17 protein-coding genes are annotated in these 24741 nt (G+C 69.1%); 14 read left to right on the top strand and 3 right to left on the bottom strand.

Annotated elements, in window-relative coordinates:
• Positions 1 to 3 precede the first annotated feature (3 nt).
• From RALTA_RS18765 to RALTA_RS18745, 5 genes are all read left to right on the top strand, one after another.
• The gene (locus RALTA_RS18765) at positions 4 to 1470 is read left to right on the top strand and encodes an MFS transporter (RefSeq protein ID WP_012355469.1); all 1467 of its coding nucleotides are present in this window, start codon (positions 4 to 6) and stop codon (positions 1468 to 1470) included.
• A 445-nt stretch (positions 1471 to 1915) separates the two neighbouring features.
• Positions 1916 to 3325, top strand: coding sequence for an HlyD family secretion protein (locus RALTA_RS18760; RefSeq protein WP_012355468.1), 1410 nt, complete (start codon positions 1916 to 1918; stop codon positions 3323 to 3325).
• A 23-nt stretch (positions 3326 to 3348) separates the two neighbouring features.
• The gene (locus RALTA_RS18755) at positions 3349 to 4689 is read left to right on the top strand and encodes a hypothetical protein (protein ID WP_012355467.1); all 1341 of its coding nucleotides are present in this window, start codon (positions 3349 to 3351) and stop codon (positions 4687 to 4689) included.
• 2 nt (positions 4690 to 4691) lie between these two features.
• The gene (locus RALTA_RS18750) at positions 4692 to 6653 is read left to right on the top strand and encodes a glycosyltransferase family 2 protein (protein ID WP_012355466.1); all 1962 of its coding nucleotides are present in this window, start codon (positions 4692 to 4694) and stop codon (positions 6651 to 6653) included.
• Between the two features lie 39 nt (positions 6654 to 6692).
• A complete protein-coding gene (locus RALTA_RS18745; RefSeq protein WP_012355465.1) occupies positions 6693 to 8555 on the top strand; it encodes an efflux transporter outer membrane subunit in 1863 nt (620 codons plus the stop codon).
• A 28-nt stretch (positions 8556 to 8583) separates the two neighbouring features.
• On the opposite strand, the gene RALTA_RS18740 is transcribed toward RALTA_RS18745, so the two are convergent.
• Together RALTA_RS18740 and RALTA_RS18735 are read right to left on the bottom strand one after the other, a co-directional pair.
• Positions 8584 to 9759 carry a DUF1624 domain-containing protein gene (locus RALTA_RS18740; RefSeq protein WP_012355464.1) on the bottom strand — a complete coding sequence of 392 codons (1176 nt, stop codon included), beginning with the start codon at positions 9757 to 9759 and terminating at the stop codon, positions 8584 to 8586.
• Between the two features lie 10 nt (positions 9760 to 9769).
• Positions 9770 to 11941: a TonB-dependent siderophore receptor gene (locus RALTA_RS18735; protein ID WP_041232475.1), complete on the bottom strand. Its 2172-nt coding sequence runs from the start codon at positions 11939 to 11941 to the stop codon at positions 9770 to 9772.
• Positions 11942 to 12040: 99 nt separating this feature from the next.
• Between RALTA_RS18735 and RALTA_RS18730 the strand changes: the two genes are divergently transcribed.
• Entirely contained in the window at positions 12041 to 12463 is a 423-nt protein-coding gene (locus RALTA_RS18730; protein WP_012355462.1) for a Fur family transcriptional regulator, read from the top strand.
• Positions 12464 to 12660: 197 nt separating this feature from the next.
• On the top strand, positions 12661 to 13470 hold the full coding sequence (locus RALTA_RS18725; protein ID WP_232347917.1) for an EamA family transporter: 810 nt from the start codon (positions 12661 to 12663) through the stop codon (positions 13468 to 13470).
• A 20-nt stretch (positions 13471 to 13490) separates the two neighbouring features.
• Here the strand turns inward: RALTA_RS18725 and RALTA_RS18720 are convergent, their stop codons facing one another.
• A complete protein-coding gene (locus RALTA_RS18720) occupies positions 13491 to 14072 on the bottom strand; it encodes a GNAT family N-acetyltransferase (protein WP_012355460.1) in 582 nt (193 codons plus the stop codon).
• Positions 14073 to 14150: 78 nt separating this feature from the next.
• On the opposite strand from RALTA_RS18720, the gene RALTA_RS18715 reads away from it, so the two are divergent.
• The 7 genes from RALTA_RS18715 (at position 14151) to RALTA_RS18685 (ending at position 24520) form a co-directional block, all read left to right on the top strand.
• Entirely contained in the window at positions 14151 to 14624 is a 474-nt protein-coding gene (locus tag RALTA_RS18715) for a winged helix-turn-helix transcriptional regulator (RefSeq protein WP_012355459.1), read from the top strand.
• Between the two features lie 330 nt (positions 14625 to 14954).
• Positions 14955 to 16274: an MFS transporter gene (locus RALTA_RS18710; RefSeq protein WP_012355458.1), complete on the top strand. Its 1320-nt coding sequence runs from the start codon at positions 14955 to 14957 to the stop codon at positions 16272 to 16274.
• A 65-nt stretch (positions 16275 to 16339) separates the two neighbouring features.
• Complete coding sequence (gene nirB, locus RALTA_RS18705; protein WP_012355457.1) at positions 16340 to 18901, top strand: nitrite reductase large subunit NirB; 2562 nt, start codon at positions 16340 to 16342, stop codon at positions 18899 to 18901.
• A 26-nt stretch (positions 18902 to 18927) separates the two neighbouring features.
• Positions 18928 to 19311, top strand: a complete 384-nt coding sequence (nirD, locus tag RALTA_RS18700) for a nitrite reductase small subunit NirD (protein WP_012355456.1) — start codon at positions 18928 to 18930, stop codon at positions 19309 to 19311.
• Positions 19312 to 19376: 65 nt separating this feature from the next.
• Entirely contained in the window at positions 19377 to 20618 is a 1242-nt protein-coding gene (locus tag RALTA_RS18695) for an NAD(P)/FAD-dependent oxidoreductase (RefSeq protein WP_012355455.1), read from the top strand.
• Between the two features lie 40 nt (positions 20619 to 20658).
• Positions 20659 to 23382, top strand: coding sequence for a nitrate reductase (locus RALTA_RS18690; RefSeq protein ID WP_012355454.1), 2724 nt, complete (start codon positions 20659 to 20661; stop codon positions 23380 to 23382).
• Between the two features lie 130 nt (positions 23383 to 23512).
• Positions 23513 to 24520, top strand: coding sequence for a tripartite tricarboxylate transporter substrate-binding protein (locus RALTA_RS18685; RefSeq protein WP_012355453.1), 1008 nt, complete (start codon positions 23513 to 23515; stop codon positions 24518 to 24520).
• Positions 24521 to 24741 lie beyond the last annotated feature (221 nt).

Below are 24741 nucleotides of genomic sequence, written 5' to 3'. Positions count from 1 at the left end.
GCAATGCCAACCGATACCGCCCTCGCCAGCCCGCCTCCGGACACCACCTTCCGCACCGACATTCCCGGGCGGCTTGACCGCCTGCCGTGGTCGCGCTGGCACTGGCGTGTGGCGATCGCGCTGGGCGTGGCGTGGGTGCTCGATGGCCTGGAGGTCACGCTGGTCGGTTCGGTCGGGGCGGTGCTGGAGCGGCCCGATACGCTGGGGCTGAGCGCGACCGAGGTGGGTTGGTCGGGCTCGCTCTACATCGCGGGCGCCGTGCTGGGGGCGCTGGTGTTCGGTCGCATGGCGGACCGGATGGGGCGCAAGCGCCTGTTCCTCGCCACGCTCGCCGTGTACATGGTGGCCACGCTGGCGACAGCGTTCGCGCCCGACTTCGCCGTCTTTGCCGCCTGCCGCTTCTGCACCGGCCTGGGCATCGGCGGCGAGTATGCCGCCATCAATTCGGCCATCGACGAACTAATCCCGGCACGCGTAAGGGGGCGTGTCAATCTTGCCATCAACGGCAGCTTCTGGCTGGGCGCGGCACTCGGTGCCGGGCTCAGCCTGGTGCTGCTGGATGCGCGCGTATTCGGCCCGGTGTGGGGCTGGCGCGCCTGCTTCGCGCTCGGCGCGGTGCTGGCGATAGCGATCGTGCTGGTGCGGCGGCATGTGCCGGAGAGTCCGCGCTGGCTTGCCACGCATGGCCGGCTGGACGAGGCCGAGCGCATCATCGCCGCGATCGAAACCGAAATACGTGCCACCCATGGGCCGCTGCCGCCGGTATCGCCCGATTGCGCGGCGGTGGCAATGCGCCGCCGCGCCGCACCCGGCGTGGGCGAGGTCATGCGCCTGCTGCTGCGGCGCTTTCGCCAGCGCAGCGTGATCACGCTGGCGCTGATGGTGGCGCAGGCCTTCTTCTACAACGCGATCTTCTTTACCTATGCGCTGGTGCTGTCGCGCTTTTACGGCGTGCCGGAAGCGCGCGTGGCGCTGTACATCTTTCCGTTCGCACTCGGCAACGCGCTCGGCCCGCTGTTGCTCGGCCCGCTGTTCGACCACGTCGGTCGCCGGCGCATGATCGCCGCCACCTATGTGCTGTCCGGCATCGGCCTTGCCCTGACGGGCTGGGCCTTCGTGCAGGGCTGGCTCGACGCGCGCACGCAGGCGCTGTGCTGGTCCGCCGTGTTCTTTCTCGCCTCCGCCGCGGCCAGTTCCGCCTACCTCACGGCAAGCGAGGTATTTCCGCTGGAAATGCGCGCGCTGGCGATCTCGGTCTTCTACGCCGTGGGCACCGGCACCGGCGGCTTCGTCGCGCCGCTGCTGCTGGGCGCGTTGATCGAGAGCGGCAGCCGCGAAGCGGTGGCGGCGGGCTACGGCTTCGGCGCGGCGCTGGTGATCATCGCCGGGCTGCTGGCGCTGCGCTTTGGCATCGATGCCGAACGCCGCCCGCTGGAGCATATCGCGCCGCCGCTCGGCAGCGACGAATAGCGTTGCTGCGTGGCGCTTCCATCATGCCGCATTAAGCAGTGCTACAGCCTCCTCTTACACATTCTTACAGCACGCGAAGGGGCAACTGACTAGCCTTAACTCACCTGCGGCGGCCTGAGTGCGTGAATCTTTGCTTCAGCGGGCTGCCATGTCTTGGCCATCGACTGGCCATTGTTCAACTCTGCCTGGATAGAGCCGGGCAATTCCACGGGCTGCACGCCGCTGCATGCGGTATGTCGGTCCGATTGCAAAAGTGCGCCGATACGGCCCAGCCACATCGCGCGTGCTGCAGACAACAAGCTGAATTGGGGACTTGCAAGCCGGGCAACGCGCGACAGCCCTTGCGCGAAGCCATTCGCTTGCCTGACGGATACGCTCGCCCGGCATCCATGCGCCGGATGCCGGCGGGAATGCTTTTTGACTTTGCTTGCCGGAGAACAACACCATGGCCGACCAGCGCAACAACCCGCCGCCGCGCCCCCATTCCCTGACACCTGCCCCGCTGCGCCAACCCCAGGGCGACGGCCTGGTGCAGCGCCCGCAGCCCGTCGCCGTGCCGCTGTGGCACATCGTGCCGCGCATGGCGGGCTACGGCGTGGTGCTGTTCATCGTCTGGGCCGTGCTGACGATCATGTTTCCAAATGTGTTTACGCGCTCGTCGGAACGCGCGGTGGTGAACAGTCCCGTCAGCCTGGTGACGTCGCCGGTGGAAGGCGTGGTGATGAAGCAGATGGTGGCCGCGGGCCAGCCGTTCACGGCCAACCAGGCGTTGATGGTGGTGCAGAACCCCAACATCGACCGTTCGCTGCTGGTCGACCTGACCGGCAAGAAGCTCGACAACCAGCAGCGCTATGATTCGGCCAAGGCGCGGCTGGAAAGCAACCGCCGCCTGATGGCAGCCACCGAGCAAGACCTGCAACGCTACAACAGCGCCGCGCAACGCGAACACGCCGCGCGCGTGCGGGCACTGGAAGCGCGCCTGGCATCGGCCAAGGCCCAGGAAGACCAGCAGCAGGAAGTGGTCAACCGCAACCAGAGCATGCAGTGGGCCGGCGCGGTCAGCGAGGCCTACACCAATGCCTCGCGCTACCAGCTGTCGATGCTGTCCAACGCCAAGGCCGCGGCCAAGGCAGAGCTGGACAATGCCATCGGCGAGAGCCAGGCGTCGCGCAACAAGGTCTATGCGTCGTCCACCGACGGCCCCAGCGCCACGCTCGCGCAGCGTCGCCAGGTGCTGGGCGCGGAAGCAGCACAGCTGACGGCGGAGCTGGAGCAGCTCGAAGCCTACGGCAAGTCCGTCGACGAAATGATCGCGACCGAGCAGGAACGCATCGATCGGCTCTCGAACCTGGAAATCCGCTCGCCCGAGCCCGGCACCATCGAAGACCTGATCGCGCAGCCGGGCATGCGCGTTGCCGCCGGCGCCACGCTGGCGCGTGCCAGCAATTGCGCGCAGACGCGCGTGGTCGCGGTATTCCCGCGCAGCCTCAGCGACAACCTGCTGCCGGGTGCGCGCCTGAACGTGCAGGTCGACGGCGTGCCCACGGCGCTGCCGGCATCGGTGGCCGAGGTGCTGCCGCGCGCGCCGGACGGCGACCAGGCGCGCTACTTCGTGCCGTTCCCGCCGATCGAGAAGAACGAGATCTACGTGATCGCCAAGCTCGACCGCCCGCTGGGCAACCTGCCGGCGAAGGCTAGCGCGGCGTCCGGCAGCGCAGCCACGCCCGGCACCGCGGGCACGGCCGCGGCGGCAGGGCCGGCGGCGGCGGCGCAGTCCGGACACTGCGGCATGGGCCGCTGGGCCCGCGTCACGTTGAATCAGAGCTGGCTGGGCCAGTTGCGGGCCTCGCTGTAGTCGCCCGCGCAAAGGAGAGCCGGATGCGATTGCCGATCCCGACCGCACGCCTACCCCGCCTGATCGCCGGCGCGCTGCTTCCCGCCCTGCTGGCGCTGGCGCCAGGCGCGGCCCGCGCCGCCGATCCCGCGCAGCAGGCGGTGCTGTCAGAAGGCTGCCAGGCGCTGGCCGCGCAAGTCAGCCGCGCCGGCGGCAACGGCCCGTTGTTCCTCGCCAGCTACGAGCCTGCGCCGGGCGGCGAGCCGCTGGCGCCCGCGCTGCGCAATGCCGCCTTCGTCTACGACAACGCGCTGGCCGGCATCGCGCTGGTCGCATGCAAGCGGCCCGCCGAAGCCCGGCGCATCGCCGATGCCGTGCTGCAGGCCACCCGCCAGGACCGCCACTTCCGCGACGCGCGCCTGCGCAACGCTTATCGCGCCGGCCCGCTGCCGGCAGGCCCGGTGCCGCTGCCCGGCTGGTGGGACGAACCCAGCAAGCGCTGGTTCGAAGACGCCTACCAGGCCGGCACCGCCACCGGCAACGTGGCCTGGGCCGCGCTGCTGCTGCTGGCCGTGCATGACGCCACGCGCGACGCGCGCTATCTCGACGGCGCCGCGGCGCTGATGGGCTGGGTGCATGCCACCGTGCCAGACCCCGCCGCGCCGGCCGGCTATATCGGCGGCTTCTTCGGCCATGAGCCCAAGCAGATCCGCCAGGGCTGGAAGTCCACCGAGCACAACGTCGACACCTATGCGGCTTTCAGCTGGCTGGCCAGCCTGCGCAACGATCCGCGCTGGCGCGACGGCGCTGCGCGCTCGCGCGGCTTTGTTAGCGCCATGTGGCAGCCGCGCGAGGGCCGCTTCATCATCGGCACGCACGACGACGGGCGCGCGCCCAATGCCGGCCCGTCGGCGCTGGACGCGGTGCTGTGGCCGCTGATCGCCTTCCCCGATCCGCCGCAGGACTGGCGCCGCAACCTGGCGTGGGTCGAGGCGAAGCACCGCGCCGGCGCCGGCTACGGGTTCAAGGGCAACCCCGACGGCATCTGGACCGAAGGCACCGGGCAGGCTGCGCTGGTGCTGCAGGCCGCCGGCCAGGCGCAGCAGGCCGCGCCGCTGTGGGCGCTGCTGCGCGCGCAGCGCGCGCCGTCCGGCATGCTCTACGCCACGCCGCAGGCGCGCGTCAGCACGGGGCTGTCGATCGGTCCCACTTCCACCACGGAGGACTTCCACTACTTCCACCTGCCGCACCTGGGCGCCACCGCGTGGGCGGTGCTGGCCGCCGCGCGCTGGAACCCGTTCCGCCCGGGCGGCTGCCTCGACCCGTCCTGCCCGCCGCCGGCCATTGCCGCCTCCGGCACCGGCACTGCCACCAACAAGGACTGACGATGTTCACCCTCTTCCTGGAAAACCAGACGCTGCTGGTCATCAACGGCGGCGTGCTGCTGGCCATGGTGCTGCTGTCGCTGCTGTGCCGGCACGAGCGGCCGGCGGACCGCATCCTGTTCGGCGGCGTCACGGCCCTGCTGCTAGGCGTGTACCTGGCCTGGCGCATCCGCGAAACCCTGCCCGACTGGCAGATGACCTTCGCCAGCGTATGGGCCCATGTGTTCTTTGCCTTCGAGTGCATGACGCTGGCCTACACGCTGCTGTCGATCGTGGTGCTGTCCCGCACCAGCAACCACACGCCCGATGCGGATGCGGGCGAAGCCGCGCTGCGCCGCGCGCGGCAGGTGCCGCCGGTGGACATCTTCATCGCCACCTACAACGAAGGCCTGGAGATCCTGGAGAAGACCATCGTCTCCGCGCTGGCGATCGACTACCCGGACTTCCGCGTCTGGGTGCTCGACGACACCCGCCGCGACTGGCTGCGCGAGTTCTGCGAACGCGTCGGCGCCCACTACGTGACGCGCCCGGACAACGCGCATGCCAAGGCCGGCAACCTGAACAACGGCCTGCACCACAGCGCGGCCGCCGGCGGCGCGCCATACATCCTGGTGCTGGACGCCGACTTCGCGCCCCATCGCAACATCCTGCTGCGCACCGTGGGCCTGTTCGGCGACCCGCGCGTGGGCGTGGTGCAGACACCCCAGTTCTACTACAACGCCGATCCGATCCAGTACAACCTGCGCGCCACCGAATGCTGGGTCGACGAGCAGCGCGCGTTCTTCGACGTGATGCAGCCGGCCAAGGACGCCTGGGGCGCGGCGTTCTGCATCGGCACGTCGTTCGTGGTGCGGCGCGACCTGATCGAGCTGATCGGTGGCTTCCCCACCGGCACGGTGACCGAAGACATCCACCTGACCTACCGGCTGCTGCCGCACGGCTATATCACGCGCTGGCTCAACGAGCGCCTGAGCGTGGGGCTGTCCGCCGAGGGCCTGCCCGAGTACATCAGCCAGCGCAGCCGCTGGGGGCTGGGCACGATCCAGGTGGCGCTGACCGCCGACGGTCCGCTGCGCGGACGCGGCTTCACCGGGATGCAGCGCCTGCACTACGTGCACGGCCTGCTGCACTGGCTGTCGCGCCCGTTCACGCTGATGCTGCTGGCGGGGCCGCTGCTGTACTGGTACTTCGGCGTCTCCACGCTGTACGGCGAGCCGCTGCAGTTCCTGGCCTATGGCCTGCCCGCGCTGGTGGCGTACTGGGCGTACAGCATCTGGATCACCGGGCAGCGCGCGCTGCCGATCTTTACCGAAGTCACGCAGATCGTCGCGGCGCTGGCGGTGACCGCGTCGCTGGTCAGCGCCATGTTCAAGCCGTTCGGACGGCCGTTCAAGGTCACCAACAAGGGACTGGACCGCTCCAAGCTAGTGATCCACGGCAAGTTCGCCGCGCTGTACGCCGGCTTGCTGGGGTTTTCCGCGCTGGGGCTCGGCCGCGCGCTGATGGTGGATCCCGATGCGCAAGGCCTGGCCTTCAACACCATATGGACCGGGATTGCGCTGATGCTGTACCTGGCCTCCTTGCTGGTGTGCGTGGAACTGCCGCGGCCGCGCAAGGAAGAGCGTTTTCCGCACCATGCCGCGGCGCTGCTGCGCGTGGATGGGCGGGAGTACCGCGTCACCACCAGGGACCTGTCCTGCAACGGCGTGGCCGTGACCACGCCACTGGCGCCAGCCTTCCGCCCTGGCATGGAAGGCGAGCTGTGGCTGGCGCAGACCGGCTGGATCCCATGCCGCGTGGTACGCCGCGACGGCCAGCTGCTGGGCATCGCGCTGCATGCCGGCATGGCCGCGCGCCACGCGCTGATCCGGCTGCTGTTTACCGATCCCGCCCACAACATTGCCCGACAGGGGCGGCCCAAGCTGGCGATCTCGCGCTTCATGCGGCGGGCGCTGGTGGGCTGACCCCTGCTGCTCCCTGTTTCTCTCTCTCCGGAACCATCCATGCGAAGCCTGCCCCGCCCCCGCCGCCGCCGTACCCCCCTGCCGCCACGCCTTCTGCTGCCTGGCGCGCTGGCACTGGCGCTTGCCGCGTGCACGCTGGAGCCGCAGTACCAGCGCCCCGAAGCCCCGATCCCGTCGGCATGGCCCGACGGCGCGGCCTACCGCACCTCGCAGGCCAAACCCGCCAATGGCGCGGCGCAGCCGGGGCAGCCGGCGCAGCCTCCCGGCCCCTCGGCCGCCGACCTGGGCTGGCGCGATGTCTTTGTCGATCCGCAGCTGCGCCAGTTGATCGAGCTGGCGCTGGCCAACAACCGCGACCTGCGCATGGCCACGCTGGCCATCGACGAAGCGCGCGCGCTGTACCAGATCCAGCGCGCGGCGCAGTTCCCCACCGTGGAAGGCAGTGCCGGCGTGGTGTCGCAGCGCCTGCCGCAACGGCTGCGCGCGGCGGGACAGTCGCCGCAGATCACCACCTACAACGCCGGCATCGGCCTGACCGCGTTCGAGCTGGACTTCTTCGGCCGCGTGCGCAGCCTCAAGCATGCCGCGCTGGAGGAATACATGGCCACCGAAGAGGCGCGCCGCAGCGCGCAGATCAGCCTGGTGGCGGAAGTGGCCAACGCCTACCTGACGCTGCGCGCCGACCGCGCGCTGCTGCAGCTGTCGCAGGACACGCTCAAGACGCAGCAGGACGCGGCGGAGATGGTGCGGCGCGGGCACCAGGTGGGCGCGATGGCGCAGCTGGACCAGCATCGCGCGCAAACCCAGGTGCAGACCGCGCAGGTGGGCGTGGAGCAATACACCCGACAGGTGGCGCAGGACGAGAACGCGCTGGCGCTGCTGATCGGCGGGCCGCTGCCCAAGTCGGTGCTCGATGCCGGTGCCGCGCCGGCGAATCCGAATGCCCCTGCGCCGGATCCGCTCGACGCGCGCGTGCTGATGCGCGAGTTCCCCGAAGGGCTGCCCTCCAGCGTGCTGGTGCGCCGGCCCGACATCCTCGACGCCGAGCACCGGCTCAAGGCCGCCAACGCCAATATCGGCGCGGCGCGCGCGGCGTTCTTCCCGCGCATCTCGCTCACCGGAGCGCTGGGCGTGGCCAGCAGCAGCCTGGCGGGGCTGTTCTCGGGCGGCATGGCGTGGGTCTTCGCGCCGCAGCTGACCGTGCCGATCTTCGATGCGGGCCGCAACCGCGCCGGCCTCGATGCCGCCAACGTGCGCAAGGACATCAACGTCGCCAACTACGAGAAGACCATCCAGACCGCGTTCCGCGAAGTGGCCGACAGCATGGCGGCACGCGCCACCTACGAACGCCAGGTGCAGGCGCAGGAAGCGCTGGTGCGCGAAGGCAGCGAAACCCGGCGGCTGTCGGAGATGCGCTTCAAGAACGGCGTGGACGACTACTTCGGCGTGTTCGATGCGCAGCGCCAGCTTTACGCCGCGCAGCAGGCGCTGATCACCTACAAGCTGGCCGGCCTGACCAGCCGCGTGTCGCTGTACAAGGCGCTGGGCGGCGGCTGGCGCGAAGTGAGCGAGGCCGCGCCAGTGGCCAACGGAGGGCCCAATGCGGCTCCTGCGGCGCGGCCGCAAGCCGCGGTGCGTCCCCAGGCCGGCGCGCAACCTCAGGCTGTGGCGCAACCGCAAGCCGTCGCGCGGCCTCAGGCGGTGGCACAGCCGCAGGCCGTAGCGCAGCAACAGCCCGTCGCGCAGCCTCAGCCCGTCGCACAGCCTCAGCCCGTCGCGCAGCCCCAGCCCGTCGCGCGGCAACAGCCCGCCGCGCAGCCGCAACCCGTTTCGCAACAGCAGGCGCCGGCACCTGCTCCGGCGGCGGTCCAGCCGGCCCCGGTGGCCACCGCGCCTCGCTGAGGCTGCGCGCGGCGGCCCGCGGCGCGGGTCAGAAGTATTTCAGCCAGCGCCAGTCCCGCCGCGTCGCCTTCAGCGCCGCGAACCAGCGCACTGCCGGCCACAGCGCCAGCGCCAGCACTGCTGCCGCCAGCCACAGCTGCCAGACATGGTCGAAGCCGAACACGCGGCCCTGGTTCAGTCCCCAGCGGTGCACGCAAAGCTGGTACAGGCCCTGCAGCACGTACAGGTGCAGCAGGTAGAAGAACATCGGCACCGCGCCGAACACGGCCAGGCAACGCGCCGGCCGGCTGCACTGCGCGCGCTCCAGCCACAGCAGCAGCAGGCAGCCCGTGCCCAGCGTCAGCAGCAGGAACAGCAGCGACGGCGGGTACTTGGTCACGTTGAGGAAGCTCATCGCGGTATGCAGGGCGTCCGCGCCGGGCATCCATGTCTGCTCCTGGCCGTAGCCGTTGAGCGCGCGCAGCCCCGCAAACCCCGCCAGCCCCGCCAGGCCGCAGGCGGTCAGCCTCAGCTGGCGCGTGCGGGCAGGCATGGTCGCGGCAAACCACGGCCCCGCCGCATAGCCCAGCGCGATCACACCAATCCACGGCAGCACCGGATAGGACGTGCGTACCCGCAAGCCATCGGCCAGCTCGAGCCAGGTGCGGTCATGCAGGATCGCCCAGGGCACGTGCCACGCACTGTCAGCCGGAAAATGCAGCGGGCTCAGCAGGTTGTGTCCCGCCACCAGTGCAACGCCCAGCGCAACCAGCGCCGCGCGCGGCAGCCACACCAGCGCGGCCAGCGCCATCATGCTCAGGCCGATGGCCCAGATCACCTGCAGGTAGATCACCTGCGGCGGCAGCCGCCCGGTCCAGGCAAAACCCACCAGCGTCAGCTCCAGCAGCACCAGGAACAGGCCGCGCCTGAGCAAGAAGCCGCTGACCGCGCGGCGGCCGTGCGCGGCGTTGCCGTAGAGCCAGGCCGACACGCCCGCCAGCGCGATGAACACCGGTGCGCACAGGTGGGCCAGCAGCCGCGAAAAGAACAGCGCCGGCGAGGTGGCAGCAACATCCATCGGATCGGCGACCGGCACGTGCAGGAAGAACATGTCGCGCACATGGTCCAGCAGCATGATCAGGATCACCAGCCCGCGCAGGGCATCGATGGACAGCAGCCGGTGCGTCGATCCGGGCCCGGTGCGCGCCAAGGGTGTCGGCATCATCGGTCCCTCGTCAGTAGCTCAGCTGCACGCCCAGCCGCACGCTGCGGCCCGCGCCCGGCGCCACCCACAGGCTGCTGTACGAGCTGGCGTAATAGGTCTTGTCGAACAGGTTGCCGACGTTGAGCGACACGCGCACGTGGCGGCTGTATTGCCAGTAGCCGTGCAGGTCCACCAGCACGTAGGCGGGCAAGGAGAAGCTGTCCTGCACGTCGCCCGGGCGCTGTCCGACGTAGCGCAGGCCGGCGCCGGCGCCATAGCGCTGCCCCACCGGCGCCGCGTCTTCATACATCGCCAGCAGGCTGGCGCTGGTGCGCGGCACGTTCGACAACGGCGTGCCGGGAGCCAGGCGGGTGTCCTGCGTGATCTCGGCATCCGTCAGCGCGAAGCTGCCCGAGACGCGCCAGTGCGTGCCAAGCTGCCCCGCCACGTCGAGCTCGACGCCGCGGCTGCGTGCTTCACCGGCGGCGAGGTAGAACGACGGATCGGCGGGGTCGGCGGCCAGCACATTGCGCTTGCGGATCTCGAACACCGCCAGCGTGGCGCCGGTGCGGCGATCATCGCTGTCGAACTTGATGCCGGCCTCAAGCGCGCGGCCGCGCTCGGGGTCGAACGGCTGGCCGGCGGCGTCGGTGCCGGCATTGGGGCGGAACGACTGGCTGGCATTGGCAAACAGCGACAGGTTGTTGCTGGCCAGGTAGCTCACGCCCACGCGCGGCGACACCGCATTGTGGTGCTGCGTGGTGCGGGTGCCGCGCAGGTGGTCGTCCAGCGACTGGCTGAAGCTGTCGAAGCGCACGCCGGCCAGCACGCGCCAGCGCTCGCCCAGGCTGATCTGGTCCTGCACGTAGGCGCCGACATTGTGCTGGCGCTCGTAGGTGTCCATGTTCCAGGCCAGCGGCGGCGCCGGCTGGCCATAGACCGGGTTGTAGATATCGATCGCATACGGTGCCGCGGCGCTGGGATTCTTGCGCAGGATCGCCATGGTATTGCCGAAGCGGTAGGCATCGACGCCCAGCAGCAGTTCATGCGCGGCCAGGCCGGTGCTGAACTTGCCGGTCACGCTGGCCTGCAGCGCGACATCGTCGGACTGGAAATCGCGGTAGCGGTGCTGGCGCCATAGCGTGCGGCCATCGGCGGCGAGCGAGCTGGCCTCGCTCGAGTGCCCCGCCAGCGCGCCGCCGCGGTATGACACGGCCAGCCTGCCCTTCCACTGCGGCGAGAACTGGTGCTCCACGCTGACCTGGTGCGACTGGCTGTCCAGACGCAGGCTGCCGTCGCCTGGCTCGCCCAGGAAGCGCGAGCGCGGGATGCGGCCCAGCTGGCCGTTGACGGCCACCACGCCGCGGTCCATCGGCGTGGTGTAGCGCTGGAATTCCGCCGCGTACTGCAGGATGGTGTCGTTGCCGAGCATCCACGTGAACGACGGCGCGACCAGGTAGCGCTGGCTGTGGATGAAGTCGCGCGTGCTGCCCTGGTGATCGGCCACCGCGATCAGCCGGCCGGCGATGTCCTCGCCCAGCGGACCGGTGACGTCGGCGGTGGCGCGGTAGCCGTCGCGCGTGCCCAGCTCGAAGCCGTAGCGCTGCGCGGGCCGGAACTGCGGCTGGCGCGTGACCACGTTGAAGGTCCCGCCGGGTTCGCTGCTGCCGTACAACGATGAGGTGGGGCCCTTGAGCACCTCGACGCGGTCGATGGTGGCGGCGTCCAGCGGCGCGGTATAGCCGCGGTTGGCGGCGAAACCGTTGACCAGGTAGCCGGCGCCGGTGTTCTCGTTGCCGGTGAAGCCGCGCATGGCAAAGTTGTCCCACAGTCCGCCGAAGTTGTTCTGGCGCGCCACGCCGCTGACGTAGTCGAAAGTCTGGTCGAAGCGGGTCGCGGCGATGTCGTCGAGCATGGCGCGCGGCACCACGCGCACCGATTGCGGGATCTCCCGCAGCGGCGTGTCGGTGCGGGTCGCGCCCGAGGCATCGGGCGGGTTGTATGATGCGGTGGCCGTGCCGGTCACCGATACGGCCGGCAGCGTAATATCGGAGGCCTGCGCGGGTTCCGCCGCGTCGGCCAGGCCGGACATCGCCAGCATCATGACGGCCAGCGGCCGCCGGGCCGGCACCGGCCGGAACATCACGTGCAGGAACGAGAGCGGCACCGGGTGCCGGGCACGGCTGGGCTGCGCAAGCAGCATAAGAAACACCCCGAAAAAAACGAGTCGCCGCGGCGGCCATCCGACTGGCAAACCGCGGCGACTCATTAATGATAATAGATTCTCACTAAGATTCTAGGCATGGAACGCATGACCCGTCAACGCGGCGCCGTGATCGAGGCACTGCGCGAAGCCGGCCGGCCGCTGAGCCCGGCCGAGATCCTGGCCGCGGCCCAGCGCCAGGTGCCGTCCCTGGGCCTGGCCACGGTCTATCGCAATCTCCGTGCCCTGCTCGACGATGCGCAGGTGCACGCGGTGGAATTGCCCGGCCAGGCGGACCGGTACGAGCTGGCGGAGGAACCGGGCGCGGTGACGCATCGCCACTACTTCCAGTGCCTGACGTGCGACCGCGTGTTTCCGCTGGAAGGATGCCCCGGCCACCTGGAAGAGATCACGCCGCCCGGCTTCCTGGTGGAGCATCACGAACTGACCCTGCTGGGGCGCTGCCCGGATTGCGCCGGCAAGCCCGGCAAGCGGCGCAAGGCGGCGGCACGGGACCACTGAACCGCGCCCTGGGCCGCGGCGGGACGCAACTGTACTGAGCGGCCAATGCCCACCTGTATATGGCGCCCGCGCCGCGCTTGCCGCATGATGCGGCAGCCTTCGCGCAGGCCTCACCATTCATACAGGACCCGACCTTGCAGCACGTTGCCTCCCATCGCCACTCGACCCTGATTGCCGTACTGGCCCTGACCGGCTCGATGGCCTCGCTGTGCATCGGCACCTCGTTTGCCAAGAGCCTGTTCTCCGCGCTGGGCGCGCAAGGCACCACGGCGCTGCGGGTCAGTTTTTCCGCGCTGATCCTGCTGTGCGTCTGGCGCCCGTGGCGCATGCCGCTGACGCGCGCCAACGCGCGCGCGATCGCGCTGTATGGTGCGGCGCTGGGCGCCACCAACCTGCTGTTCTACATGTCGCTGCGGACCATTCCGCTGGGGCTGGCAATTGCGATCGAGTTCACCGGGCCACTGGCAGTGGCGGTGCTGTCGTCGCGGCGCGCGATCGATTTCCTGTGGATTGCCTTCGCCGTGACCGGGCTGCTGCTGTTGTTGCCGGTCGGCGATGCCGCCGGCACGCTCGATCCGGTCGGCATCGGCTATGCGCTGGCGGCGGGCGTGGGCTGGGCGCTGTATATCGTGTTCGGGCAGATGGCGGGCAACGCCCATGGCGGGCAGGCGACCTCGCTGGGGCTGACCATGGCCGCGCTGGTGGTGCTCCCGTTCGGGGTCGCGCATGCGGGCACCGCGATGTTCAGTCCGACGCTGCTGCTGTTCGGACTGGCGGTCGGCATCCTGTCGAGCGCGATTCCGTATTCGCTCGAGATGGTTGCCCTCAAGCGCCTGCACCGGCGCACCTTCGGCATCCTGCTGAGCATGGAGCCCGCCATGGGCGCGCTCGCCGGGCTGGTGTTCCTGCATGAGCAGCTGAGCCCGGTGCAGTGGCTGGCGATCGCCAGCATCATCACGGCCTCGGTCGGCTGCACCATCACTTCGCGCGGCAAACGGGAAGCCTGAGGTGCAAAGCTTGTGTCAGCTCAGCGCGCGCTGAACCAGTCCGCCGGCAGCCGTTGCGCGCTGCGCGCCGGCTGCGCCAGCGCCAGCGTGACTTCATGCAGGTAGCTGTCCTGCGGATTGCGGCGGCTGGCAAAACCCAGTCCCTTCAGGATCGCCAGCATGCGCCGGTTCTCGCTGAGCACGTCGCCGCGCAGGCCATGCAGGCCGGCCGCGCGCGCCAGCTCGCACAGCCTGGCGATCAGGCGCCGGCCCAGCCCCTGTCCCTGCCAGGCATCGGCCACCACCACGGCAAATTCCGCAATCTGACCGGACACGACATATTCGGCGCTGGCGACAATAGTCTGGCCGCCCGCTTCATCCGGCGCCACCACCACCAGCGCCACGCCACCGTCCCCCGGCGCGGCCAGGCCGGCGACGATTTCATCGATCACGCGCCCGCCAGTCAGGAAGCGGTAGTAGCGGCTCTCCCGCGACAGCGCGTCCACCATCGCCCGCAGTCCCGCGCCATCCTGAACCCGGGTGCGACGCACCGTCACCTGCGTGCCCCGTCCCGCCATCCAGCTTTCTGTCACGCCGCCGCGCGCCAATCCCTGGAGATCCATACTGCCACCCTCTGGATTCATAAACTGTAGCCAGAGTATAGGAGATAACCTGACTTTTGCAAATGAAGTCAGCGTGCTATGCTTCACGGCATCATGACCGCCACTGCGTCCAATCTCCGCCATTGCTCGATCGCCTCCACGCTTTCGCTGATCGGCGAAAAGTGGACGATCCTGATCCTGCGCGACGTTTTCCACGGCGTGACGCGCTTCGACGACTTCCTGCGCCGGCTGGAATGCTCGCCGGCGGTGCTGTCGGCGCGGCTCAAGACGCTGACCGACGCCGGGCTGCTGCGCAAGGTCGGCTACCGCGAGCCCGGCGAACGCGAACGCTTCGAGTACCGCCCCACCCGCGCCGCGGTGGAGCTGCTGCCGGTGCTGGTCGGCCTGATGCAATGGGGCGACTGCCACATGGCGCCCGACGGCGGCCCGGTCGAAATCCGCTCGCGCGCGAATGGCAAGCTGGTGCGCGCGGCGCTGGTCGACGAGGACGGCGCCGAGGTGTCGCCACGCGACATGCAGATCATCCCGGTGCAAAAGCCCGCCGGCGGCTAACGCCCCGGCCGTCCTTACCGCTGGTGCCGCACCGCACCAGCGCAGTCCACCGCACTGCACCATGAGCGTGCCGTGCGCTCCCTGCCCGCCCCACCACAGCGCATCCAGAGCGCTTGCGCCCCCGACGTCCGGCCTTCAGACGCCATTGCCCGTCACATAACGCGCTGGCACACCCCTTGCGTAACCGAGTCCGGGCCCGTCAACGGCGACCGGCCCACCCCCCACATACACAGCCCCTATCCCATGTAGCGGCTGTCAGGACAACGGCGTCCCCTGAACCGGCTTCACAGCCGGTTTGCGGGACGCCATTTGTTTTTGGAGCAAGTGACGATGACCGGCAAAGCCACCCGCATCGAGCTGCTGAGCTTGAGCACTCCGCAGATGCGCGCCTTCCACCTGACCTGGATGGCGTTCTTCGTGTGTTTCTTCGCGTGGTTTGCCTGCGCGCCGCTGATGCCGGTGCTGAAGGGCGAATTCGGCCTGAGCGCCGGCCAGATCGCCAACATCAATATCGCCGCGGTCGCGGTGACGATCCTGGTGCGCCTGGTGATCGGCCCGATGTGCGATCGCTTTGGCCCCCGCAAGACCTACACCGGTCTGCTGGCGCTGGGCGCGCTGCCCGTGCTGGGCGTGGCGCTGGCGCAGAACTACGAGACCTTCCTGGTGTTCCGCCTGCTGATCGGCGCGGTCGGCGCCAGCTTCGTGATCACGCAGTACCACACCTCGGTGATGTTCGCACCCAACGTGGTCGGCACCGCCAACGCGGCCTCGGCCGGCTGGGGCAATGCCGGCGGCGGCGCCGCGCAGGCGCTGATGCCGCTGGTGCTGGCCGCGGTGCTGATGCTGGGTGCGGACCACGCCTTCGGCTGGCGCATCGCGCTGCTGATGCCGGGCGTGCTGATGCTGGCGATGGCCGTCGTCTACTACCGCTTCACCCAGGACTGCCCGGAAGGGAATTACTCGGACCTGCGGGCGCGCGGCATCGAGATCAGCGGCAAGGACGGCGGCAAGGGCGGCGGCTGGGCCAGCTTCCGCGCGGCCAGCGCCAACTATCGCGTGTGGCTGCTGTTCATCACCTACGGTGCCTGCTTCGGCGTGGAGATCTTCATCCACAACATCGCCGCGATGTACTACGTCGACCGTTTCGGCCTGAGCCTGAAGGCCGCCGGCATGGCCGCCGCAAGCTTTGGTTTGCTGGCGCTGTTTGCCCGCGCGCTGGGGGGCTGGCTGTCGGACAAGGCGGCGCGCCGCCGCGGCCTGGACGCGCGCGCCACGCTGCTGTTCGTGCTGATCCTGGGCGAAGGCCTGGGCCTGCTGTGGTTCGCGCAGGCCGGCAACGTGGCGATGGCGGTGGTGGCGATGCTGATGTTCGGCCTGTTCACCCACATGGCCTGCGGCGCGACCTACGCGCTGGTGCCCTTCATTGACCGCAAGGCGCTTGGCGGCGTGGCCGGGATCATCGGCGCCGGCGGCAACGTGGGCGCGGTGGCCGCGGGTTTCCTGCTCAAGGGCATGGGCAACGTGCAGCAGACGCTGACGGTGCTGGGCGTGCTGGCCACCATCGCCGCGCTGTGCGCCATCGCCATCCGCTTCAGCGCCGAGCACAAGGCCCGCGAGCAGGCGCTGTACGACAGCGCACTGGCCAGCTGATTCCCAGGCATCGCCACACAGCAATATCAGGCAGCAAAGACTGACTACCGGACAAGGAAAGCATCATGAAACTGATCATCGTCGGCCACGGCATGGTGGGTCACAAGTTCCTGGAATGCCTGGCGGAAGCCGGCGCGCAGAACCTGGAAGTGACCGTGCTGTGCGAAGAACCGCGTCCCGCCTACGATCGCGTGCACCTGTCCGAGTTCTTTGCCGGCAAGTCGGCCGAAGACCTGTCGCTGGTGCCGGCGGGCTTCTTCGAGCAGCACGACAACATGCTGCTGCGCCTGAACGCACGCGCCGTGGAGATCGACCGCGCGGCGCGCACGGTCAAGGTCTCCACCGGCGAGACGCTGTCCTATGACAAGCTCATCCTCGCCACCGGCTCCTATCCGTTCGTGCCGCCGGTGCCGGGCAAGGACCGCAAGGACTGCTTCGTCTATCGCACCATCGAAGACCTGGAAGCGATGCAGGAATGCGGTGCGCGTTCGAAGACCGGCGTGGTCGTCGGCGGCGGCCTGCTCGGCCTCGAATGCGCCAAGGCGCTGCGCGACATGGGCCTGCAGACCCATGTGGTCGAGTTTGCGCCGCGCCTGATGGCGGTACAGGTCGACGAAGGCGGCGGCCGCATGCTGCGCCAGAAGATCGCGGGCCTGGGCGTGACCGCGCACACCGGCAAGAACACCGTCGAGATTGTCGACGGCGAGGACGGCACCCATCGCATGGTGTTCGCCGACGGCACGCACCTCGACACCGACATGATCGTGTTCTCGGCCGGCATCCGCCCGCGCGATGAACTGGCACGCGCCTGCGGCCTGGAAGTCGGTGCGCGCGGCGGCATCGCGGTGGACAACAACTGCCGCACCTCCGACCCGGACATCTACGCGATCGGCGAATGCGCGCTGTGGGAGGGCAAGATCTACGGCCTGGTGGCCCCCGGCTACGACATGGCCCGCGTGGCCGCGCGCCATTTGCGCGGCGAGGCGGCCGAGTTCGGCGGCGCCGACATGAGCACCAAGCTCAAGCTGATGGGCGTCGACGTGGCCAGCATCGGCGACCCGCACGGCACCGTGCCGGGCGCGCGCATCTACCAGTTCAGCGACGACCGCAAGGAAGTCTACAAGAAGCTGGTGGTATCCGACTGCGGCAAGTACCTGCTGGGCGGCGTGCTGATCGGCGATGCCAGCGAATACGGCACGCTGCTGCAAATGATGCTGAACCGGATCGAGCTGCCCGAGTCGCCCGAGTTCCTGATCCTGCCCGACAGCAGCGGCAAGGCCAAACCCGCGCTGGGCGCCGACGCCCTGCCCGACACCGCGCAGATCTGCTCCTGCAACAACGTTTCCAAGGGCGAAATCTGCGGCGCCGTGTGCGACGGCGCCACCAGCATCGGCGCGCTCAAGAGCTGTACCAAGGCCGGCACCGCCTGCGGCGGCTGCGTGCCGCTGGTCACGCAGATCATGAAGGCCGAGATGAAGAAGCAAGGGATGGCGGTCAACAACCATCTCTGCGAGCACTTCCCGTTCTCGCGCCAGGAGCTCTACCACCTGGTGCGCGTGGGCAAGTTCAAGACCTTCGACGCGCTGCTGGAAGCGCACGGCAGCGGCATGGGCTGCGACATCTGCAAGCCCACCGTGGGCAGCATCCTGGCGTCGTGCTGGAACGAGTTCGTGCTGAAGGAAGAGCACGCCAGCCTGCAGGATTCCAACGACTACTACCTCGCCAACATCCAGAAGGACGGCACTTACTCGGTGGTGCCGCGCATGCCGGGCGGCGAGGTCACGCCCGAAGGCCTGATCGCCGTCGGCCAGGTGGCGAAGAAATACGGCCTCTACACCAAGATCACCGGCGGCCAGCGCGTGGACCTGTTCGGTGCGCGTGCCGAGGAACTGCCCTATATCTGGGAAGAGCTGATCGCCGCCGGCTTCGAATCCGGGCATGCCTATGGCAAGGCGCTGCGCACGGTGAAGTCGTGCGTGGGCTCGACCTGGTGCCGCTATGGCGTGGGCGATTCGGTCGGCCTCGCGATCGAACTGGAAAACCGCTACAAGGGCCTGCGCGCCCCGCACAAGATCAAGTTCGGCGTGTCCGGCTGCACGCGTGAATGCGCGGAGGCGCAGGGCAAAGACGTGGGCGTGATCGCCACCGACAAGGGCTGGAACCTGTACGTCTGCGGCAACGGCGGCATGAAGCCGCGCCACGCCGAGCTGCTGGCGAGCGACCTCGACCACGACACGCTGGTGCGCTACATCGACCGCTTCCTGATGTTCTACGTGCGCACCGCCGACCGCCTGCAGCGCACCAGCGTCTGGCGCGACAACCTCGAAGGCGGCCTCGATTACCTGAAGGCCGTGGTGCTCGACGACAAGCTGGGCATCGCCGCCGAGCTGGAAGCCGAGATGCAGCACGTGGTCGACACCTATGAAGACGAGTGGAAGAAGGCCGTGACCGACCCCGAGACGCGCAAGCGCTTCCGCCATTTCGTCAACAGCGACCGCCGCGACGACAACCTCGTGTTTATCGAAGAGCGCGGCCAGATCCGCCCCGCCACGCCGGAGGAACGGAAATTGCAGCGCTCCCGGATGAGCCACATTCCCGTGGTTGCCGTGCCCGCAAAAGCAGCCTGATCGTGCAAGCATTCAAGGAGAACGTGATGAGCCATCCCCACCATCCCGAAACCTGGACCGCCGTCTGCACCGTACGCGATATCGTGCCCAATACTGGTGTGTGCGCGCTGGTCGACGACCGGCAGGTCGCGGTCTTCCGCATCGGCCGCGGCGACGAGGTCTACGCCATCGACAACTTCGATCCCAACGCGCAGGCCGCGGTGCTGTCGCGCGGGCTGGTCGGCAACCTCGGCGAACGGCTGGTGGTGGCCTCGCCGATCTACAAGCACCACTTCGACCTGCGCACCGGCGAATGCCTGGAGGCGCCTGAGCAGTCGGTCAACGCCTACGCCGCGCGCGTCTATGACGGCAAGGTGTGGATCGCCGCTGGCGTGGAAGTGCGGGAGGCCGAGGAAGAACTCGCCGCCTGACCCCGCCTCGCTGCCCTCGATCGATGCTGCCCCTGCCCACCTGCCCTGCCAACGGAGATGCCGGCATGACGCCTTCCGCCAACCCCCAAGCCCGCCCGCGCCTGGTCGTCGTCGGCAACGGCATGGCCGGCATGCGCACGGTCGAGGAACTGCTGCGCCTTGCGCCGGACCTGTACGACATCACGGTGTTCGGCGCCGAGCCGCATGGCAACTACAACCGCATCCTGCTGTCGCCCGTGCTGGCCGGCGAGAAGACGGTGGCGGACATCATGCTGAACACGCGCGAGTGGTACGAAGAGAACGGCATCGAACTGCTCGCCGGCGATCCCGTGGTCTCGATCGACCGGCCGCGCCGCGTGGTGCGTTCCGCCTCGGGACGCGAGGTCCGCTATGACCGCCTGCTGCTGGCCACCGGCTCGAAGCCGTTCATCATTCCGGTGCCGGGCCACCAGCTCGATGGCGTGATCGCGTTCCGCGACATCCAGGACGTCGAGACCATGCTGCAGGCCGCGCGCAACCATCGCCACGCGGTGGTGATCGGCGGCGGCCTGCTGGGGCTCGAGGCCGCCAACGGCCTGCTGCGCCAGGGCATGGACGTGACCGTGGTGCACCTGGCCGACTGCCTGATGGAGCGCCAGCTGGACAAGCCCGCCGCCACGCTGCTCAAGGGCGCGCTGGAACGCAAGGGCCTGCGTTTCCTACTGAGCGCGCAGACCGCCGAGATCGCCGGCACCGAGCGCGTCACCGGCGTGCGCTTCAAGGACGGCAGCGAGATCCCCGCCGACCTGGTGGTGATGACCGCCGGCGTGCGCCCCAATATCGAACTGGCCGCCAGCGCCGGCCTGCATTGCGAGCGCGCCATCGTCGTCGACGACACGTTGCAGACCTACGATCCGCGCATCTATGCCGTCGGCGAGTGCGTCCAGCACCGCCAGGCCACCTTCGGCCTGGTCGCGCCGATCTGGGACCAGGCGCGCGTTTGCGCCGCCCATCTCGCCGGTGCGGGCCATCGCCGCTACGTGCAGCAGGCCACCGCGACCAAGCTGAAGGTGACCGGCGTGGACCTGTACTCGGCCGGCGACTTCATCGGTGCCGAAGGCTCGGAAGACCTGGTGCTGCGCGACGCGCGCCGCGGCGTCTACAAGCGCCTGGTGCTGCAGGACGGACGCCTGGTCGGTGCCGTGCTGTACGGCGACGTGCAGGACGGCGCCTGGTATTTCGAGCTGATCCAGCAACGTACGCCGGTGGGCGCGCTGCGCCAGCGCCTGCTGTTCGGCAAGGCGCAGTGCGAAGCGCTCGCTGCCTAGCATCACCCCAAGCCATATAACGCCCCCGCACGGAGAACGCGTGAACCTGTCCGACATCCCGGTTGTCTCTGCAACCCTGACCACTACCACCGCCACGACCTGCCCGTACTGCGGCGTCGGCTGCGGCGTGCGTGCCACGGTGCGCGCCGACGGCCAGGTGGAGATCGCGGGCGACGCGCAGCATCCGTCCAACCAGGGCCGGCTTTGCGTCAAGGGTTCGGCACTGGGCGAAACGGTCGACCTGGAGGGCCGCCTGCTCCATCCCAAGCTGCGCGACGCCGACGGCCAGTTGCGGCAGGTATCGTGGGACCACGCGCTCGACACCGTGGCGCAGGGCTTCACCGACATCATCCGCCGCCATGGTCCGGATTCGGTCGCGCTGTACGTCTCGGGCCAGTTGCTGACCGAGGACTACTACGTCGCCAACAAGCTGATGAAGGGCTTTATCGGCAGCGCCAATATCGACACCAACTCGCGCCTGTGCATGTCGTCGGCCGTGGCCGGCCACAAGCGCGCCTTCGGCGAAGACCTGGTGCCGGGCAACTACGAAGACCTGGAACTGGCGGACCTGGTGGTGCTGGTGGGCTCCAACACCGCGTGGTGCCACCCGATCCTGTTCCAGCGCCTGTCCCGGGCCAAGGAAGCGCGCCCGGAAATGAAGATCGTGGCGATCGACCCGCGCCGCACCGCCACCTGCGAGCTGGCCGACCTGCACCTGGCGGTCCGCCCGGGCACCGACGTGTGGCTGTTCAACGGGCTGTTGAGCTACCTCGCGCGTGAAGGGCACGCCAACGCCGCCTTCGTCGGCGCCAGCACCGCCGGACTGGACGAAGCCCTGCAGGCCGCAGACGACACCTGCGCCGATCCTGCTGCGGTGGCACGCGCCTGCAAGCTGAACGTGCAGGACGTGCTGGCCTTCTACCAGCTGTTCGCGCAAACCGAGAGAACCGTGACGGCCTTCTCGCAGGGCGTCAACCAGTCGTCGGCCGGCACTGACAAGGTCAACAGCATCATCAACTGCCACCTGCTCACCGGGCGCATCGGGCAGCCGGGCATGGGCCCGTTTTCGCTGACCGGCCAGCCGAACGCGATGGGCGGGCGCGAGGTCGGCGGCCTGGCCAACATGCTGGCCGCCCACATGGAACTGGCGAACCCGCTGCATCGCGAGGTGGTGCAAGGCTTCTGGCAATCGCCGGCGATGGCCGACCGCCCAGGGCTGAAGGCCGTGGAGCTGTTCGAGGCCATCGAAGCCGGCCGTGTCAAGGCGGTCTGGGTGATCGCCACCAACCCGGTGGTGAGCCTGCCCGACGCCGACCAGGCGCGCCGCGCGCTGGCCCGATGCGAACTGGTGGTCAGCAGCGACATCATCGAACACACCGACACCAACGCCGCCGCGCGCGTGCTGCTGCCCGCGCTGGGCTGGGGCGAGAAGGATGGCACCGTAACCAACTCGGAGCGGCGCATTTCGCGCCAGCGCGCCTTCCTGCCGGCGCCCGGCGAAGCGCGCGCGGACTGGGACATCCTGTGCGAGGTGGCACGCCGCATGGGCTTCAGCGGCTTCGACTATGCCGGGCCGCACCAGATCTTCGACGAACACGCGCGACTGAGTGCATGGCGCAATGATGACGCGCCGCGCGCGTTCGATATCGGCGGACTGGCCGGCCTGGACACGGCGCGCTATGACGCGTTGGAACCGGTGCAGTGGCCCGTGCCCGCGCAAGGCACGCAGGATGCGCGGCGGCTCTTCGGCGATGGCCGCTACGCCCACGCCGACGGCCGCGCCCGCTTTGTCGCCACGCCGCCGCGCGCGCCCGCTTACGCACCCGACGACGACTTCCCGCTGATCCTGAACACCGGCCGCGTGCGCGACCAGTGGCACACCATGACGCGCACGGGCAAGTCGGCCAGGCTGGCCGACCACCTGCCCGAGCCCTTTGTCGACATGCACCCGCAGGACGCGCTGCTGTGCGGCGTGGGCGAGGGCAAGCTGGCGCGCGTCAGCACGCGCTGGGGCGCGATGGTCGCGCGCGTGCGCCACGGCGGCGGCATTCCGCGCGGCAGCGTGTTCGTGCCGATCCACTGGAACGGTCAGTTCAGTTCTGACGCGCGGGTCGGCGCGCTGGTCAATCCGGTGGTCGATCCTGTTTCCGGCGAGCCCGAGTTCAAGCACACGCCCGTGCGGGTGGAGCCGTTCGGCGTGCACTGGCATGGCTTCATGCTGAGCCGCCGCCCGCTGCCGGCCGAAGCGCTGACCTACTGGACGCGCGTGCAGGGCCGCCAGTTCCAGCGCTATGAATTCGCCGGCCGCGACACCGTGGCCGATCGCACCGCCTGGGCGCGCACGCTGCTCGGCGTGACCGATCCGGACGCCGACTGGCTGGAATACGAAGACCGCGCCGCGGGCGTGTACCACGCCGGGCATGTCGTCGACGACCGGCTCGAGGCCTGTGTCTATGTGTCGACACGTCCTGAGCTGCCGTCGCGCGCCTGGCTAGCCGGCCTGTTCGGACGCGAGCGGCTGGAAGACGCCGACCGCATCGGGCTGCTGCTCGGACAGCCGATGGAGAAAGGCGCCGACACCGGCCCGACGGTGTGCTCCTGCTTCGGCGTGGGTCGCAACACCATCTGCGATGCGGTGCGCAAGCACGACCTGAAGACGCCCGCCGAGATCACGGCCTGCGTCAAGGCCGGCGGTAACTGCGGCTCGTGCGTGCCCGAACTGAAAAAGCTGCTGGTGGAGGTGCGCGTGGCCGAAGCGGCCTGATCTTTCACCGGGCATTAGGCATCCTTCACGAGAACCAGATTGCTGTCGCAGCGGCTTGCCGCCATGCTAGCCATGCAACCCTGACAAAGCCGCACCGGACTCACGGCGCGGCACCTATCTGGAGACAGCAATGAAGGATGCGAAGTATTGGCACGCCGGCCCGCAATGGCGGGCGGGCTTGCTGGTCATGGCGTCTGCCATGGCAGGCGCCTCGGGCGCGGCAGCGGCCGAAGCCTATCCGGCCAAGCCGATCACCCTGGTCGTTCCCTACTCCGCCGGAGGCCCGACCGATGTCGTCGCGCGCACGCTGGCGCAAGCCATGTCGCAAGACCTTGGCCAGAGCATCGTGGTCGAAAACCGCACCGGTGCCGGCGGCACCGTGGCCGCGGCCTTCGTCGCCCGCGCCCAGCCCGACGGCTATACGCTGCTGATCCACCACAACGGCATGGCGACCGCGCCGGCGCTGTACAAGAAGCTGTCGTATGCGCCGCTGAAAGACTTCGAGTACGTCGGCCAGGTGGCGGACGTACCGATGACGCTGATGGGTCGCAAGGACCTGCCGGCGAAGACGGTGCCGGAACTGATCCAGTACGTGACGCAGAACAAGGACAAGGTATCGCTGGCCAATGCCGGCCTGGGCGCCGTGTCGCAGCTTTGCGGGCTGCTGTTCGAACAATCGGTGCACGTGAAGCTGAACGCCATCCCCTACCAGGGCGCGGGCCCGGCGCTGACCGCGCTGCTGGGCGGCCAGGTCGACCTGCTGTGCGACCAGACCACGGCCACCCTGCCGCATATCCAGGCCGATCGCGTGCGGCTGTTCGGCGTCACCACGCCGGCACGGATCAAGGCGCTGCCGCAGGCGCCCACGCTGCAGGAAGGCGGCCTGAAAGGCTTTGAGGTGAAGGTGTGGCACGGCATCTACGCGCCCAAGGGCACCTCGCCGGCAGCCGTGGAACGCCTGACCAAGGCGTTGCAGAAGGGGCTGAAGGATCCGGCCGTGATCAAGAAGCTGGACGGACTCGGCGCGGAAATCGTTCCGGCCGACAAGCAGACGCCGGAGGGGCTGCGGACCCTGCTGAAGGCGGAAAGCGACAAGTGGCAGCCGCTGTTGAGGTCGATGAAGGTAGAGGCGGATTAAGCCAACATCCCTTTTCCCGGCAATACGCTAGAATCTTCCATCTTGCGGGCGGACCTTCCTGGTCCGCCCGTCCCGCCTGACTGGTGCCTCCACGCACCTTGCCTGCCCCGCGCGCCCGACTCTGCGGCGCCGCGTTCCATTCCCCGATTTGGCCGGTTTTAGCCTTCGATGCCGCTGCGTTGCGCCAACTTGACGCGCGCTTCGACCATCCATTCGCTCAC

Source organism: Cupriavidus taiwanensis LMG 19424 (assembly GCF_000069785.1).
Classification (GTDB): Bacteria; Pseudomonadota; Gammaproteobacteria; order Burkholderiales; family Burkholderiaceae; genus Cupriavidus; species Cupriavidus taiwanensis.
Note: the sequence above shows the minus strand (reverse complement) of the source record. Positions and strands in the feature narration are given on the sequence as shown.

Bases quoted from the DNA above. Each gene is read 5' to 3' on its own strand.
- RALTA_RS18765 (WP_012355469.1), top strand. From the start codon at position 4: ATGCCAACCGATACCGCCCTCGCCAGCCCGCCTCCGGACACCACCTTC.
- RALTA_RS18760 (WP_012355468.1), top strand. From the start codon at position 1,916: ATGGCCGACCAGCGCAACAACCCGCCGCCGCGCCCCCATTCCCTGACA.
- RALTA_RS18755 (WP_012355467.1), top strand. From the start codon at position 3,349: ATGCGATTGCCGATCCCGACCGCACGCCTACCCCGCCTGATCGCCGGC.
- RALTA_RS18750 (WP_012355466.1), top strand. From the start codon at position 4,692: ATGTTCACCCTCTTCCTGGAAAACCAGACGCTGCTGGTCATCAACGGC.
- RALTA_RS18745 (WP_012355465.1), top strand. From the start codon at position 6,693: ATGCGAAGCCTGCCCCGCCCCCGCCGCCGCCGTACCCCCCTGCCGCCA.
- RALTA_RS18740 (WP_012355464.1), bottom strand. From the start codon at position 9,759: ATGATGCCGACACCCTTGGCGCGCACCGGGCCCGGATCGACGCACCGG.
- RALTA_RS18735 (WP_041232475.1), bottom strand. From the start codon at position 11,941: ATGCTGCTTGCGCAGCCCAGCCGTGCCCGGCACCCGGTGCCGCTCTCG.
- RALTA_RS18730 (WP_012355462.1), top strand. From the start codon at position 12,041: ATGGAACGCATGACCCGTCAACGCGGCGCCGTGATCGAGGCACTGCGC.
- RALTA_RS18725 (WP_232347917.1), top strand. From the start codon at position 12,661: ATGGCCTCGCTGTGCATCGGCACCTCGTTTGCCAAGAGCCTGTTCTCC.
- RALTA_RS18720 (WP_012355460.1), bottom strand. From the start codon at position 14,072: ATGGATCTCCAGGGATTGGCGCGCGGCGGCGTGACAGAAAGCTGGATG.
- RALTA_RS18715 (WP_012355459.1), top strand. From the start codon at position 14,151: ATGCTTCACGGCATCATGACCGCCACTGCGTCCAATCTCCGCCATTGC.
- RALTA_RS18710 (WP_012355458.1), top strand. From the start codon at position 14,955: ATGACCGGCAAAGCCACCCGCATCGAGCTGCTGAGCTTGAGCACTCCG.
- nirB (WP_012355457.1), top strand. From the start codon at position 16,340: ATGAAACTGATCATCGTCGGCCACGGCATGGTGGGTCACAAGTTCCTG.
- nirD (WP_012355456.1), top strand. From the start codon at position 18,928: ATGAGCCATCCCCACCATCCCGAAACCTGGACCGCCGTCTGCACCGTA.
- RALTA_RS18695 (WP_012355455.1), top strand. From the start codon at position 19,377: ATGACGCCTTCCGCCAACCCCCAAGCCCGCCCGCGCCTGGTCGTCGTC.
- RALTA_RS18685 (WP_012355453.1), top strand. From the start codon at position 23,513: ATGAAGGATGCGAAGTATTGGCACGCCGGCCCGCAATGGCGGGCGGGC.